Origin of the sequence: Mesorhizobium sp. M0830, assembly GCF_040319965.1 — a bacterium.
Lineage (GTDB): Bacteria > Pseudomonadota > Alphaproteobacteria > Rhizobiales > Rhizobiaceae > Mesorhizobium.
Genome location: NZ_JAMYOR010000044.1, coordinates 40,161 through 54,620, shown reverse-complemented (window position 1 = coordinate 54,620; position 14,460 = coordinate 40,161). Strand labels below are relative to the sequence as shown.

The window sequence follows — 14,460 nt, the reverse complement described above, 5'->3', positions numbered from 1 at the left end:
CCAGGATGCGGCGGTCCGCCCACGGCGATGGTACCACGTCGCCATAGGTGCGGCGACCTTCCTCGGCGAACCACAGGACATAGGACGCGGCCGAGCCAATCTCGCCCTTCGATTCGAACAGCGACTTTCCCTGCTCGATGGTCAGCAACTCGGCCAGCACGTCCTGGTTGTCCATCATCGCGTCGTGCAACTTGCGCAGCAGTTTCGAGCGCTCGAGCGCAGTCGTCTTGCGCCAGCTCTTGAAAGCTTCTGCGGCGGCTTCGATGGCGCGGCGGGTCTCGGCCTTGCCCGACTTCGGTACAGTGCCGATCTTGAGGCCGGTGGCCGGATTGTTGACGTCGACCGTCTGGCCGCTGTCGGCCTGCACCCATTCGCCGTTGATGAGATTGGCCTGCCGCATGAAATGGCTGGTTTTCTGAAGCATGGTCTATCCTCCGTTCGGCACTGACGGCCGGTCTGTGAAGTCTTCGGTGAGCGCGCGCCATGGACTGAAGCCCGAACGCCGGAGCCATTGCTCTTTACCTAGGGCAAGGCCCGCAAGCAATCGCTACATGGCATATAGGGGTTGGGCCAGTCGGAGGCGAGAGCAGGCTCGCTTATGAGATGCCGATCGCAGGCGGGCATCGCCCGAAAATCGGCACACATCGTATCAGAAAACGTGGAGCACCACCGTCAGCCAGAAAGCGGTGGTGATGGCGGCGCAGGCGGTCGCGATGGTCATCTGGTTCGACGCCAACGCCTGGCCCGTGTTGAACTGCACCGCGATCAGATAGGAATTGACGCCGGATGGCATCGCGGCAACCATCACCGCCACCTTGGCCGTCAAGGGCGGCAGGCCGAGCAGCCAGACGAAGGCGAGGACCAACGCCGGCATCAGGAACAGCTTCAACGCCGAAAGCACCAGCGCCGGCCTGATATTGCCCGAAATGCCGAAGCGGCGCAGGCTGAGCCCCATGGCGAACAACGCCACCGGCCCCGCCGTACCGGCCAATGCATCGACCAGGCGCATGGCGACATCAGGCAGCGGCGCACCTGTGATGCGCCATGCAAGTCCTGCCAGAATGCCGATGATCAACGGATTCATGAAAAGCCGCTTGAGGAAGCTATGGATAATGCGCAACGGATGCACCGGCTCGCCGCTGGCGCGGCCGAAGGCTTCGAACAACACGATCGAGGCCATCAGCATGATCGGCAGATGCACTGACACCAGCAACGACAGTACCTCGAAACCATCCGCTCCGAATATGCCGAGGATAAAGGGGGCGCCGAGCAGCACGATATTGGAAAAGGCCGACGAAACTCCGCCGACGACGCCGGCGCGTGCATCTCGCCCGAATATCCGCGTGGTGACGAGATGCCCGGCGGCCCAGGTGATTGCCACGGCCGCGAAATAGGCTCCCCACAGCGACCAAGGTGCCACTCCGTGGAAATCCGCGTTCACCATGGTCTGGAACAACAGCAGCGGCATCGCTACGCTCACCGCAAAATCGGCTATGCCCTCGCCGCTCGCCGGCTTCAGATAGCCGGTAAACCCGGCGAGATAGCCGAGCGCGACAAGACTGAAGACAAAAAGGACGGTTTCGGTGAGCGGAGACATTTTTCCCGTGATAGGCGAGCCATGGTCGCGGCGCAATCGCGCCCGAATTTGATCATCGTCGGCTGGCAGGCTTATAGAGGGTTTGAAGCATCGGGCGGATGAAACGACAAATGGCCTTTGTCGGCACTTGGAACGGCAATCTTGTCCGACGGTTGGCAGCTCTCGTCGCCGCGCTGCTTTGCCTCGGGATTGGTATGGCTCAGGCCGCGGAAACCAAGAACCTCAAGGGCGTGGCGCTGATCATCGGCCAGTCGAAATACGAGCACATCGCCCCCCTCCCCAACCCGGCCAATGACGCCCGCGACATGGCCAAGATGCTGACTGATCTCGGCTTCGACGCCCGCAGCGTCACCGATCGCGACGCCGCCAAGCTGAAGCGCGACCTGGAGCGTTTCACGGAAGATGCCGAAGGTGCAGATGTCGCCTTCATCTATTATTCCGGTCACGGCATCGAGGCCGGCGGCGAGAACTATCTGGTTCCGGTCGATGCCGACGTGTCGTCACTCAGAGATGCCGACAAGGCATTGGTGCCGATATCCGCCGTCATGGACGCGCTGAAAACGACCGTGCCGGTGACGATCGTGCTGCTCGATGCATGCCGCACTAACCCGTTTCCCGCGGGCGCCGCGGTGCGGCACGCCCCGACCGCCTCCGCCTCGCCGATCGGTGCCGGCGGCCTGGAGCCGGTGCGCGGCGCCAAGGCGCTCGGCAATGCGCCGACGGCCGACGAAAGCCTGGGCACGGTGGTCGGCTTTGCCGCCGAGCCGGGCCGTCCGGCGCTCGATGGCGCCGCCGGCGAAAACAGCCCCTACGCGGCCGCCCTGCTGCGCCACCTCGCGGCGATGAAGGGCACCGAGTTCGGCTCGGTCATGCGCATGGTGACCGAAGAGGTCTATCTCGACACCAAGGCAAAACAGCGTCCCTGGGTCAATGAAAGCCTACGCCGGCTGCTCTATTCGGCGTCGCACCAGCGGAACCGACCGGCGACGACGGGCTGATCACCGGCGAACGACGCCAGCTGCTGTTGACGATTTCCGAGCTACCCGACCCGAAACGGGCACAGGTGGAACTGGCCTCGCTGCAGGAAGACGTGCCGCTCGACGCGCTCTATGGCGTCCTGAAGGCGCTAGGCACGGAAAAAATCCCCGAAGATCCGACCGACCTGCAAAAGGTGCTCGACGCCCAGGCCGAACGCCTGAAGAAGATGATGTCCGAGCGCGCCGCGCTGCGCACCGACGATCCGGAGATCAAACGGCTGGTCGCCTCCGCCGACAAGGCGATCGGCCAGGGCGCCATCGTGACGGCGCGGAAATTCCTCGACGACGCCGTCGGCCGGGTCGAGCAGACCAACGATGCGGTTGATGAGGCCGAGGATCTCGTCAAGCAGAAGCGTCTTGCCGATGCCGCGATCTACGCCAGGCGCGCCGGTGCCTCGGCACTTGTCTTCGACTACAAATCCGCCGCCGGCGACTATGCCAAGGCGTTTTCGCTGACGGAAAAATGGGACGACAAGCTGCGCTGGAACTACAAGAACCAGGAAGCCGAGGCGCTGAACGCTTACGGCTACGCCACCGGTGACCTCGATGCGCTGCAGCACTCCATCGACTCCTATCGCGTCATCCTGAACTTCATCCCCAATGGCGAACAGAATCGCGACTGGGCGATCACCCGCAACAACATGGCGGTGGTGCTGCAGACCATCGGCGAGCGCGAGACGGAGACCGCGCGCCTTGAAGAGGCAGCACGGATCTTTCGCGATTCCCTTGTCGTGTTCGAGCGCGAGAAGGACGATCTCAACTGGGCCGCCGCGCAGAACAACCTGGCCAATGTGCTGTTGAAAGTCGGCGAACGCGAGAGCGATCCGAAGCGCCTGAATGAAGCGGTGGTGGCGATGCGCGCCACACTCGAGAAGCACCCGCGCGACAAGGTGCCGCTCGACTGGGCGGCTTCGCAAAACAATCTCGGTCTGGCGCTCTATGCGCTTTCCGAACGCGAACCCACTAGCGAGCATCTGACGCAAGCCGAAGCCGCCTACCGGCTCGCGCTCGAGGAATACACCCGCAAAAAAGCGCCGGTGGAATGGGCGATGGTCGAGAACAATCTCGGCAACACGCTTGTGTCGCTTGGCATCCAGCTCAACGACAACGCAACGATCAACAAGGCGGCCGATGCATTCCGTGCCGCGCTCGAGGTGCGAACCCGCGAAACCTTCCCGGTGTCGTGGGCAACCAGCCGGCTGAATCTCGGCAACGCACTGAGCGGTGTCGCCCGCTTCGATATGGGAACCAGCGCACTCGAAGAGGCAGCGGCGGCCTATGACGATGCTCTGACGGTGTTTACCCGGCAGCGTTTCCCGATGGACTGGGCGTCGGCGCAGAACAATCTCGGCTCGATCTACCAGACGCTTGGCCAGCGCACCCGCGACGCAGCCAAGCTCGAGCAATCGGTGAACGCCTTCCAGGCCGCGCGGCAGGTCTATGTCAGGCGAAAATTCCCCCTCGACTGGGCGATGAGCCACTACAATCTCGGCAACACGCTGCAGCTTCTCGGCAGCGTCACGGACAAGCCCGAACATTACGGCGAGGCCATCGCCGCCTATCGCGATGCGTTGCGCGAGTACAAGCGCGAGACGAACCCGCGGCAATGGGCGCTGAGTGAGGCCGGTCTCGGGTCGGCGCTGCACTGGCTGAGCATGAGCGATGCCAATTCCAAAACCCTGCAGGATTCAATCGCGGCCCGGCGCGCAGCGCTTGAGGTGCTGACTATCGAAGCCGCCCCCATCGATTGGGCCAACGCCCAGAACGGCATAGGCATGAGTCTGCTCAACCTCGGCAATCTCGAACGCACGGACAAATACCTCAATGACGCGGAGGCCGCCTTCACGGCGACGCTGAAGGTATTCACCCGCGAGAGTCAGCCCTTGCAGTGGGCGTTCGAACAGAACAACCTCGGCGACGTCCATTGGAACCACGCCAGTTACGGCGCGGGTAAGCTGGAATATCTGAAAGCCATCGAATTCTTCGAGAACGCCAAGCGGGGGTTTACCGAAGCCGGCTACACGATGCCCATTTCGTTGACCGACCAGAAAATCAATCTGGCGAAGAAGCAGATGGCCAAGAAGTAGGGCTTCGCCCGACCGCGCCTTGTCTTTCGGCTGGCTTTACGTCCCTATATGTCCTGTCACCGGAACCCTTTGCCGGGAACCGGAGAAGGATAGCGGATGATTCGATTTGCCTTGGCGTTATTCCTGCTGGTTGTTCCCCGCGTGGCTCACGCTACCGATGCAGGCTGGGCGCTGTTGCGCGATGGCGGCCATGTCGTGCTGCTGCGCCATGCCATGGTCACCGGCACCACCGATCCGGCCAATTTCGACATCGACAACTGCGCTACCCAGATGAACCTGTCGGCGCGCGGCAAGCAGCAGGCGAGCAAGATCGGCGCCTTGTTTGCGGCACGCGCGGCACCCATCGAGCGCGTGCTGTCGAGCCGCTACTGCCGTTGTCTGGACACCGCGCGCACCGCTTTCGAGGCCGAGCCGGAGCTCTTCGCGCCGCTTGATCTCCTGAAAGGCGATGAGACCCAGAAGGCGGCGCAGATCGCGGCCATCATCAAGGAAATCCGTGCCTATTCCGGCTCCGACAATCTGGTCATGGTCACCCATCTGGAAGACATCGTGGCTCTGACCGGCGTTTCGCCCCGCGAAGGCGAGGCCGTGGTCGTCGAACCGCAAGGCGATGGCCTGCGCGTGCTCGGCCGCGTCACCTTCTGAAGTTCCGACGCTCCCTTCAGCATTGGATCGGTGTTGCCGAAATGCCACCATTGAAAGAAGCCGCAAATTGGCCGCGACAATGCCGCTTGCGACAACCCGTCGCAGGGGCTATAGGCGCGCTCCCGGTCACGAGAACCGAAGCGAGCACAACGGTTGGAGCTTTCGTCTCCGCCCGTGCAGGCGGCTTTGCCGCCCTGTATACGGCGCCGCTTTGGGGATTGGGATCGCGGATGTAGCTCAACTGGGAGAGCGCCGGACTTTATCCGGAGGTTGTGGGTTCGAGTCCCGTCGTCTGCACCACGGATAGCTCAGCTGGAAGAGCATCAGATTGTTAATCTGACTGTCGAAGGTTCGATTCCTTCTCCATTGGCCTGATAAGCCAGCACCCTACCAGGTGTTATCTGAAAACGGTCCGGGGACTGGAACGCGAAAGACTGGACGGATGGCCCAGGCCCTCGGGCACGGACCATCCCGAGAGTCTTCGCCATCGGCTCGCGGCCAGGCCCGCGGTGACGATCAAGGCGCAGTGTCGCCGGCAAGGGAGGCCAAGGCCTCCGGCGCCCGCTTCGCTGCCCCGCGATCCGCTCTCGCAGGCCCGCCGCGGATTGATGCCACCAGTCCCCGGATCATTCGTGCCCGGACGATGACGCAAGACGATGTGAAACGAGAAACGAAGGGAAGATCGACGCATGACTTGACGCCTCGCATGGGGCCATGCCCGACAGGAGTAAGACAATGACTGTTCTCGACAAGGTTCTTGGACGCGAGCGCGTCCTCGTAAGGGAAAACGAACGTGCCCTCACCCTGCACAAGGGTGAGATCAAGGCTGTCCTGATGCCGGGCGAACATTGGCTCGCCAACCGGCGCGGCAGCCTCGAAGTGTCCCGGCACGATCTGAAGAACCCGGAATTCGTTTCGGCGTACGAGAAGGCGTTGTTCGACAAGCTCCCGGATGTGGCCGCGCGTCATTTCACCGTCGTTCGTACCGGGCGCACGGATGTCGCCGTCATCGAGCGTGACGGCAATTTGCACGCCGTTCTGGCGCCGGATCGCAAGCTGGTGCTGTGGACGGATGCCGGTCCGTGGAAGGTGACGCTGATCGACACATCGGTCGACCTCGCGATCGATGCGGCGGTCATGCGCCGGCTCGGCCAGGCCCGGAAGACGGAATTGATGTCCGTCCATCCGGTCGTCGACGGTCAGGCCGGACTGCTGTTCATCGACGGTGTCCAGGTCAGGACGCTGACGGCGGGCGTGCATGGCTTCTGGAACGTCGGACGCATGGTGCAGATCAAGGTCGTCGACCTCAAGCGCCAGTCGCTCGATGTTGCCGGGCAGGAAGTGCTGACCAAGGATCGCGTGACGATCCGCGTCAACATATCAGCCGAATACCGGGTCATCGACCCGGTCAAGGCGGTGAGCATGGTGAAGGACTTCTCCGAAGCCCTCTACCGCGCCCTGCAGTACGCCTTCCGCAAGACGCTTGGCGCGCTGACGCTCGACCAGATCCTTGAAAAGAAGGTGACGATCGACGAGGAGGCGGCGGCCAAGGTTCGCGCCGATATGGCCGAGATCGGAGTGGAGGTCAGCGATATCGCTCTCAAGGATGTCATCCTGCCGGGCGAGATGCGCGAGATCCTCAACCAGGTGGTGTCGGCCGAAAAGCAGGCCGAGGCCAACATCATCCGTCGCCGCGAGGAGACGAACGCCACGCGTTCGCTGCTCAACACGGCCAGGGTGATGGCGGAAAACCCGGTAATGCTGCGGCTGAAGGAGCTCGAGGCTCTGGAAACCATCGCCGACAAGGTCGAGCGGCTGACCGTCCACAACGGTACGGGCGGACTGCTCAACGACCTGGTCAAGCTCCGCGACAGCTGATGCATGCCGCCCAAGACTGGTTCCTGCTTGGGAAAGCGACCTGCATCGAAACAATAGCTGACGTTACGTCAGGGGAAGGGCCGCCGGTCAGCCGGGGGCCCTTCTTGCCTTTGCAGAGCGGGTTCTCATCTGCGCCCGGCGTATGAGGCCTTTTCCTGCCGGGAAAAACCGATTAGACAGCGCCGAAACTAGATGCGGACAGATTCCGCCCGCAACCGAAGGAAAAGCCCTTGTCCAGCACGTTCGACAAAGTCGCCAAGATCATTGCCGACACCAGCGAGATCGATCTCGACACCATCACCCCGGAGAGCCACACGATCGACGATCTCGGCATCGACAGCCTCGATTTCCTCGATATCGTCTTCGCCATCGACAAGGAATTCGGCATCAAGGTGCCGCTTGAAAAGTGGACCCAGGAGGTCAATGACGGCAAGGCTTCGACCGACGATTACTTCGTCATGAAGAACTTGTGCGCCAAGATCGACGCACTGGTCGCCGCCAAAACCGCCTGACGTCAGTTGAGCGCGCGCCTTGACGCGCTCTGCCGCCTGACCCACAAAGCCGCCCATGAGCAGCCCCCGCGACGTCATCATCACTGGTATCGGCCTGGTCTCCTCCTTGGGGGAAGGTCCGGACGCCCATTGGCAGAAGCTCGCGCAGCCGGGCCTGGAACCGGTGCTCGAAACCGCGCGCTTTTCGCCCTACACTATCCATCCTTTGCCGGAGATTGACTGGAACCTGCAGATCGCCAAGCGTGGCGACCAGCGCCAGATGGAAACCTGGCAGAGGCTTGGCACCTATGCCGCGGGACTTGCACTGGACGACGCCGGCATCAAGGGCAATGACGAACTCTGCACAACCATGGACATGGTCGTCGCCGCCGGTGGCGGCGAGCGCGACGAGGCGGTCGATGCTGCCATTCTCGCCGCTTCGGAAAGCCGCAACGACCGCGACGTGCTGCTCAACGAGAAGCTGACCACCGAATTGCGGCCTACTTTGTTCCTGGCCCAACTCTCCAACCTGCTCGCCGGCAACATCTCCATCGTCCACAAGGTGACGGGATCGTCCAGAACTTTCATGGGTGAGGAAGGTGCCGGCGTCGCCGCCGTCGAGACCGCCGCCGCACGCATCCGTTCCGGCCAGTCGACGCACATCCTGGTCGGCGGCGCCTTCCAGACCGAACATTCCGACATGCTGCTGGGCTATGAGCTTGCCGGCTATTTGCATCGCGGCCCGTGGAAACCCGTCTGGCAAAGACAGGGTGGCGAGGGCGGCGGCGTCGTGACCGGGTCTGGCGGCGCTTTCCTGGTGCTGGAGCAGCGCGAACACGCGATAAGCCGTGGGCGCAAAATCTATGCCGAGCTCGGGCCGGTGGTCTCCGGCCGCGCCAGGCGGCAGCGAGGAGAACTCGATATGGCGATCGCCGCGCTGCTCAAGCAGGCTGTATTGCCGAACGGCAAATTGCTGGCCCTGTCGGGCGCATCGGGCGCCCATGCCGCGACATCAGCCGAGAAAGCAGCACTCGATGCCAATCCGGCGATATCAGCGCGCGGTTTCTCGACGCTGACCGGACACATGAAGGAAGCACAGTTTCCCTTCGCCGTAGCGCTGGCGGCTCTCGCTGTCCACCGCAGGGCCGCCTATCCTGTTTTTGATGCCGCAGCCGAGAAGCCGTTCGAAGGCGTTCCCGCAACTGTCCTTGCAACGGCGGTCGGCTATCACCAATTCGAGGGCATGGCGCTGGTCAACACCGCCTGAGACGGCGCTCCGCAATCCATGCTGCAACGATAAGAAGTCGAGAACTCCCGGATGGCCAATCTGAACGATCACATGGGCAGGCCGATTGTCGCCGTCACCGGCATCGGCGTGGTGACCTCGCTTGGTGTCGGCAAGACAGACAATTGGGCGGCGTTGACCTCGGGAAAGTCAGGCATCCACCCGATCACGCGCTTTCCGATCGATCAACTGAACACCCGCATCTCCGGCATGGTCGATTTCCTGCCGTCGAGTTCGCAGGGCGCCAGCCCCCTCACATACAAGTTGGCCGAGCTTGCGGGCCTTGAAGCGGTGGCCGAAGCCGGTCTTGATTCCAGCGATTTCGGCGGACCGCTCTTCCTCGCCTCGCCACCGGTCGAACTCGATTGGGCCGAGCGCTTCTCGCTCTACAATTCCGGCAAGGACAAAGATGACACCGCCGCCGAAAAACTGCTTCGGGTGGCGCGCAGCTTGAAAGAGCTGGATATCTTCGAGACGACTCAGTTCGGTTCGATTGCCGACCGCCTTGCCGAACGCCTCGGCACACGCGGCCTGCCGATCACCCTGTCGACGGCTTGCGCTTCGGGTGCCACCGCGATTCAGCTCGGTGTCGAGGCGATTAGACGCGGCGAATGCGAACGCGCGCTGTCGATCGGCGCCGATGGCTCTGCCACCGCCGAGGCACTGATCCGATTCTCATTGCTTTCGGCGCTCTCCACGCACAACGACATTCCCGAAAAGGCATCGAAGCCTTTCTCCAAGGACCGCGACGGCTTCGTGCTGGCCGAGGGATCCGGGGCGCTCGTGTTGGAATCGCTCGAAGCGGCATTGTCTCGCGGCGCGACCATCCTCGGTATCCTGGGCGGTTGCGGCGAGAAGGCTGACGACTTCCATCGCACCCGTTCGAAGCCCGACGCTTCGCCGGCCATCGCCGCGGTTCGCACTGCCCTCGCCGATGCCGGCCTGAGGGAAGCCGAGATCGACTATGTCAACGCCCATGGCACGTCGACACCAGAAAACGACAAGATGGAACACCTGGCGCTGTCGACGGTGTTCGGCGAGCGGATCGGCTCGATGCCGGTCTCGTCGAACAAGTCGATGATCGGCCACACCTTGTCGGCGGCGGGCGCAGTCGAAGCGGCGTTCTCGCTGATGACGATGCGCGAAAGCGTCATTCCGCCGACCATCAACTACGACAATCCGGACCCCGCGATCGTGCTCGACGTGGTGCCGAACAAGAAGCGCAATGCCGAGGTTCGCACGGTTCTGTCGAACTCCTTCGGCTTCGGCGGCCAGAACACTTGCCTTGTCATGGCGCGGGAACCGGTCTAAGCGACCTTTTTCAGCCAGACTGAACCGACAGGCCCCATGCGCGCATTGCAACTTATCGAGGACCGCCGTCTTGAAACGGTGGACCTGCCGCCTCCCCCACCGCCGGCACTCGGCGAAGTCACGCTGCGCATCAAGGCGGTGGCGCTGAACCACATCGACGTCTGGGGCTGGCGCGGCATGGCCTTCGCCAAGCGCAAGCTTCCCCTGGTCGTCGGCGCGGAAGCTTCGGGCGAGGTCGAAGCGGTCGGCCCCGGTGTTTCCAGCCTGCTGCCCGGACAATTGGTGTCGATCTATGGTGCCCGCACCTGCGGGCTTTGCCGAGCCTGCCGCGAAGGCCGAGACAATCTTTGCGAGCATGTTTCGGGTGTTCACGGTTTCCATCTCGACGGCTTCGCGCAGGAGAAAATCAACCTGCCGGCTCGCCTGCTGGTCCCCGCACCGCCCGGCGTGACCGACGTCGGTGCCGCGGTGGCGCCCGTCACCTTCGGCACCGTCGAGCACATGCTGTTCGACAATGCCAGGCTGCAGCCCGGCGAGACCATTCTCATCCATGCCGGCGGATCCGGCATCGGCTCGGCGGCTATCCAGTTGGCGAAGCGGATGGGCTGCACCGTTATCACCACGGTCGGTTCGAACGACAAGATCGACAAGGCCAAGGCGCTCGGCGCCGACCATGTCATCAACTACCGTGACGATCGTTTCGAGGGAGTCGTGCGCAAGCTGACCAAGAAGAAGGGCGTTGACGTCGTCTTCGAGCATGTCGGCGCCGATACTTTTGCCGCCTCGATGCTGTGCCTGAAGCGTGGCGGCCGCCTTGTGACCTGCGGTTCGACCTCCGGCGTGTCGACGCAGATCAACCTGATGCAGCTGTTCCAGCAGCAACTGAAACTGCTCGGCTCCTTCGGTTGTCGCATGGAGAACATGGCCAACGCCATGCAGAAGATGGCGGCAGGACAGGTCGCACCCGTCATCGACACCGAAGTCGACTTCGACGGTATCGATGCCGCGCTGAAGCGCATGGAAGGCCGCGACGTGTTCGGTAAGATCATCCTGCGCGTCGGCTAGAGCCTTGACCTCTGTGTTCAAGAAGTTTCGCCGGGATCTCAAATTTCGCTACGGCAGGCAGTTGCGCCAGTTCAACTACTGGCTGGTTGCGCGCGCGGCGATGATGATCATCTCGATCCTGCGTCTGCTACCGGCCGACAGTGCGCTGAATTTCGCCGACCGCGTCGCACGCCGCATCGGCCCCTGGGTGGGACGCCATCAGGTCGCCGTCGACAATCTGCGCAAGGCCTATCCGGAAAAGGGCGAAGCCGAAATCCAGGCGATCGCCTCCGACATGTGGGGCAACATGGCCCGTCTTGCCGCCGAATACATCTTTCTCGACGCCCTGTTCGATTACGATCCTGCGGCCAGCAAGCCCGGCCGCGTCGAGGTCAAGGGAACAGAGCATTTCGTCGAGATCGCAGGTGAACGGAAGCCGCATATCGTTTTCACCGGCCATCTCGGCAATTTCGAGTTGCTGCCGGTGGCGGCGGCGACCTTCGGCATGAACATCACGGCGCTGTTTCGGCCGCCCAACAATCCCTATCTCGCCGACTACATCCTCTCAACGCGCCGCTCGACCATGGGCTCATTGCTGCCATCGATGGCCGGCGCCTCATTCGCGCTGGCTGGGGTCCTGGAGAATGGCGGCAACATCGGCATCCTTGTCGATCAGAAATTCTCCAACGGCCTGGATACGACATTCTTCGGCCGCCCCTGCCAAAGCAATCGGGTGCTGGCCACCCTTGCCCGTCACTACGACTGCGACGTCTATCCGGCGCGCTGCGTCAGGCTGCCAGGCAACCGCTTCCGGCTCGAGATCGAGGACAAGTTGACCTTGCCGCGCACCGCTGACGGCAGCGTTGATGTCCGCGCCACCACCCAGCGTCTCAACGACGTGGTCGAACGCTGGGTACGCGAAGATCCCGGCCAGTGGATGTGGTTCCACAAAAGGTGGGAGATTGGGGGCGGACGACGAAAGCGCCGGCCGAAGCCCGCTCCGGCCGCAAACGCTTAAGCCTCGCCGCTGGCGGGGAGATTAGTCCTACACCAGCCGATAATGCCGACTTCAGCGACTCAGGATCGCCTCAGTTCGTCACGACAATCCGCGTGTTGCCGAAACCCACTTCGCGCACCATCGCATAGAAAGTTGCGGCATTGGCCGTGTGCAGCCGCACGCAGCCGTGCGACGCCGGGCGGCCGAGTTGCCTGACGGCACCGGTCCCGTGGATGGCATAGCCGCCATGGAAGAAGACGGAGTATGGCATCGGCGACATATGGTATTTGCGCGAATACCACATCCGTGCCGTACGCTGCGGCTTATAGCTGCCGCGCGGCGTGAAATAACCGGGACGCGCGGTGGACACGCTCCACCGGTAAACCGACAAGCCATATCTGACCGTCATCGTCTGCGACGACACGTCTATGTTTGCAACGAGGCTGGCTGCCCAGCCCTGCCCCGAAGCACCGAACAGCATCGCGACAAAAATGGCCGCCATGAGAACTGTCTTTTTCATGCGATCAAACCCCTTTGATTGCCCCTTACTTGCCTGCCATCACGTTGTTTTCACCTTTTTAATGGCAGGTGAACCGGGTAACACACACTCCTTGACCAATTCGCCAATCCAAAGCAGCCAATTTGAACGATTTCCCGCAATAGTTGCCGCAACGACACGCCGCTCGGGCTTGGTCACCGGTGGGCTTGCAAAATCAAGACGATCGCTGCTCAACTCCGCCCATGAACGAGCGACTCCTCCAGGCAATCGATATCAGGCGCGACGATGTCGTCGCGCTGACCGCCGATCTGATCCGTTTTCCGACCATCAACCCGCCCGGCGATGCCTACCGGCCATGCGCCGAATATCTCGGCGCGCGGCTGAAGAAGAGCGGTTTCGAGACCGAATTCATTCGCGCCGAAGGCACGCCCGGCGACACCGACCGCTACCCGCGCGTCAATGTCGTTGCCCGTTTCGACGGAAGGTCGCCCGGTGCCTGCGTCCACTTCAACTCGCACATCGATGTGGTCGAAGCCGGCGACGGCTGGACGGTCGATCCCTTTGCCGGTGTCGTCAGGGACGGCAAGGTCTATGGTCGCGGCGCCTGCGATATGAAGGGCGGCCTGGCCGCTTCGATCATCGCCGCCGAGGCCTTCCTGGAAGTCTTCCCCGACTTTCCCGGCGCTATCGAAATCTCCGGCACGGTCGACGAGGAGTCCGGTGGCTTCGGCGGCGTGGCCCATCTGGCCAGCCTCGGCTATTTCTCGAAACCCAGGGTCGACCACGTCATCATTCCCGAGCCGCTGAACAAGGACCGCATCTGTCTGGGTCATCGTGGCGTCTGGTGGGCGGAGATCGAGACCAAGGGCGAGATCGCGCACGGCTCCATGCCGTTCCTCGGCGACAATGCGGTGCGCCACATGGGTGCCGTGCTAAGGGCATTCGAGGACGAATTGTTCCCCGCACTCGACCGCAAGATGACGCGCATGCCGGTCGTGCCCGAAGGCGCAAAACGCTCGACCATGAACATCAATTCGATCCACGGCGGCCAGACCGAGGATTTCCGGCCAGGCCTGCCCTCGCCCAACGTGCCCGATTCCTGCAGGCTGACCATCGATCGTCGCTTCCTGCTCGAGGAAGATCTCGATGCCGTCAAAGGTGAAGTAACCGGCATTCTCGAGCGCCTGAAGCGCGAGCGGAAAAAATTCGACTATGAAATCCGCGACCTGATGGAAGTGCTGCCGCTGATGACGGAGCGCGACGCGCCGGTGGTCAAGGCGGTGGCGCAAGGCATAATGGCGGTGTTCGACCGCGAACCCGACTACGTCATCTCGCCAGGCACCTACGACCAGAAGCACATTGCCCGCATCGGCCACATCTACGATTGCATCGCCTATGGTCCAGGCATTCTCGACCTCGCCCACCGGCCCGACGAATGGGTCGGGATATCGGACATGGTGGAAGCGGCCAAGGTGATGGCGATCGGGCTCAATGTGCTGTTACGTGGCACAGCCACCGGATAAGGCGCGCATCGCGACAAGCTTCGACCTGCTATGAGGCCGCCAGGACAAAAACATTCCCGGCCACGC

The 14,460-nt window shown here is 62.6% G+C and carries 13 protein-coding genes and 2 tRNA genes; 12 read left to right on the top strand and 3 right to left on the bottom strand.

Annotated features, from left to right (window positions below; genetic code table 11):
* Together NKI20_RS23290 and NKI20_RS23285 are read right to left on the bottom strand one after the other, a co-directional pair.
* On the bottom strand, window positions 1–424 hold a 424-nt coding region (locus NKI20_RS23290; RefSeq protein WP_352834739.1), incomplete at its 3' end, for an aldehyde dehydrogenase family protein.
* Between the two features lie 225 nt (window positions 425–649).
* Complete coding sequence (locus tag NKI20_RS23285) at window positions 650–1,597, bottom strand: AEC family transporter (protein WP_352834736.1); 948 nt, start codon at window positions 1,595–1,597, stop codon at window positions 650–652.
* Window positions 1,598–1,695: 98 nt separating this feature from the next.
* Between NKI20_RS23285 and NKI20_RS23280 the strand changes: the two genes are divergently transcribed.
* The 11 genes from NKI20_RS23280 (at window position 1,696) to NKI20_RS23230 (ending at window position 12,393) form a co-directional block, all read left to right on the top strand.
* Window positions 1,696–2,595 carry a caspase family protein gene (locus NKI20_RS23280; protein ID WP_352834733.1) on the top strand — a complete coding sequence of 300 codons (900 nt, stop codon included), beginning with the start codon at window positions 1,696–1,698 and terminating at the stop codon, window positions 2,593–2,595.
* Between the two features lie 26 nt (window positions 2,596–2,621).
* Window positions 2,622–4,721 (top strand): tetratricopeptide repeat protein, encoded by a 2,100-nt coding sequence (locus tag NKI20_RS23275; RefSeq protein WP_352834730.1) that lies wholly within the window; start codon window positions 2,622–2,624, stop codon window positions 4,719–4,721.
* Window positions 4,722–4,817: 96 nt separating this feature from the next.
* A complete protein-coding gene (locus NKI20_RS23270) occupies window positions 4,818–5,366 on the top strand; it encodes a histidine phosphatase family protein (RefSeq protein ID WP_352834727.1) in 549 nt (182 codons plus the stop codon).
* Between the two features lie 226 nt (window positions 5,367–5,592).
* A tRNA-Lys gene (locus NKI20_RS23265) sits at window positions 5,593–5,666 on the top strand.
* Window positions 5,667–5,668: 2 nt separating this feature from the next.
* Window positions 5,669–5,736, top strand: a tRNA-Asn gene (locus NKI20_RS23260).
* 365 nt (window positions 5,737–6,101) lie between these two features.
* Window positions 6,102–7,244: a slipin family protein gene (locus NKI20_RS23255; RefSeq protein ID WP_352834724.1), complete on the top strand. Its 1,143-nt coding sequence runs from the start codon at window positions 6,102–6,104 to the stop codon at window positions 7,242–7,244.
* Between the two features lie 230 nt (window positions 7,245–7,474).
* A complete protein-coding gene (locus tag NKI20_RS23250; protein WP_023757698.1) occupies window positions 7,475–7,756 on the top strand; it encodes an acyl carrier protein in 282 nt (93 codons plus the stop codon).
* 55 nt (window positions 7,757–7,811) lie between these two features.
* Window positions 7,812–9,002, top strand: a complete 1,191-nt coding sequence (locus NKI20_RS23245; RefSeq protein WP_352604936.1) for a beta-ketoacyl-ACP synthase — start codon at window positions 7,812–7,814, stop codon at window positions 9,000–9,002.
* A 51-nt stretch (window positions 9,003–9,053) separates the two neighbouring features.
* Window positions 9,054–10,331: a beta-ketoacyl-ACP synthase gene (locus NKI20_RS23240; RefSeq protein ID WP_352834719.1), complete on the top strand. Its 1,278-nt coding sequence runs from the start codon at window positions 9,054–9,056 to the stop codon at window positions 10,329–10,331.
* Window positions 10,332–10,367: 36 nt separating this feature from the next.
* Window positions 10,368–11,396, top strand: a complete 1,029-nt coding sequence (locus tag NKI20_RS23235) for a zinc-binding dehydrogenase (protein ID WP_352834716.1) — start codon at window positions 10,368–10,370, stop codon at window positions 11,394–11,396.
* A gap of 13 nt (window positions 11,397–11,409) precedes the next feature.
* Window positions 11,410–12,393, top strand: coding sequence for a lipid A biosynthesis lauroyl acyltransferase (locus NKI20_RS23230; protein ID WP_023757702.1), 984 nt, complete (start codon window positions 11,410–11,412; stop codon window positions 12,391–12,393).
* A gap of 70 nt (window positions 12,394–12,463) precedes the next feature.
* Here NKI20_RS23230 and NKI20_RS23225 read toward each other — a convergent pair whose 3' ends face one another.
* Entirely contained in the window at window positions 12,464–12,892 is a 429-nt protein-coding gene (locus tag NKI20_RS23225; RefSeq protein ID WP_023757703.1) for a L,D-transpeptidase, read from the bottom strand.
* Between the two features lie 221 nt (window positions 12,893–13,113).
* Here NKI20_RS23225 and NKI20_RS23220 point away from each other — a divergent pair, with 221 nt between their 5' ends.
* The gene (locus tag NKI20_RS23220) at window positions 13,114–14,394 is read left to right on the top strand and encodes an acetylornithine deacetylase/succinyl-diaminopimelate desuccinylase family protein (protein ID WP_352834713.1); all 1,281 of its coding nucleotides are present in this window, start codon (window positions 13,114–13,116) and stop codon (window positions 14,392–14,394) included.
* Window positions 14,395–14,460 lie beyond the last annotated feature (66 nt).

Coding starts and splice junctions, on each gene's coding strand:
- NKI20_RS23270 (WP_352834727.1), top strand. CDS start 4,818: ATGATTCGATTTGCCTTGGCGTTATTCCTGCTGGTTGTTCCCCGCGTG.
- NKI20_RS23255 (WP_352834724.1), top strand. CDS start 6,102: ATGACTGTTCTCGACAAGGTTCTTGGACGCGAGCGCGTCCTCGTAAGG.
- NKI20_RS23235 (WP_352834716.1), top strand. CDS start 10,368: ATGCGCGCATTGCAACTTATCGAGGACCGCCGTCTTGAAACGGTGGAC.
- NKI20_RS23240 (WP_352834719.1), top strand. CDS start 9,054: ATGGCCAATCTGAACGATCACATGGGCAGGCCGATTGTCGCCGTCACC.
- NKI20_RS23225 (WP_023757703.1), bottom strand. CDS start 12,892: ATGAAAAAGACAGTTCTCATGGCGGCCATTTTTGTCGCGATGCTGTTC.
- NKI20_RS23245 (WP_352604936.1), top strand. CDS start 7,812: ATGAGCAGCCCCCGCGACGTCATCATCACTGGTATCGGCCTGGTCTCC.
- NKI20_RS23220 (WP_352834713.1), top strand. CDS start 13,114: ATGAACGAGCGACTCCTCCAGGCAATCGATATCAGGCGCGACGATGTC.
- NKI20_RS23280 (WP_352834733.1), top strand. CDS start 1,696: ATGAAACGACAAATGGCCTTTGTCGGCACTTGGAACGGCAATCTTGTC.
- NKI20_RS23285 (WP_352834736.1), bottom strand. CDS start 1,597: ATGTCTCCGCTCACCGAAACCGTCCTTTTTGTCTTCAGTCTTGTCGCG.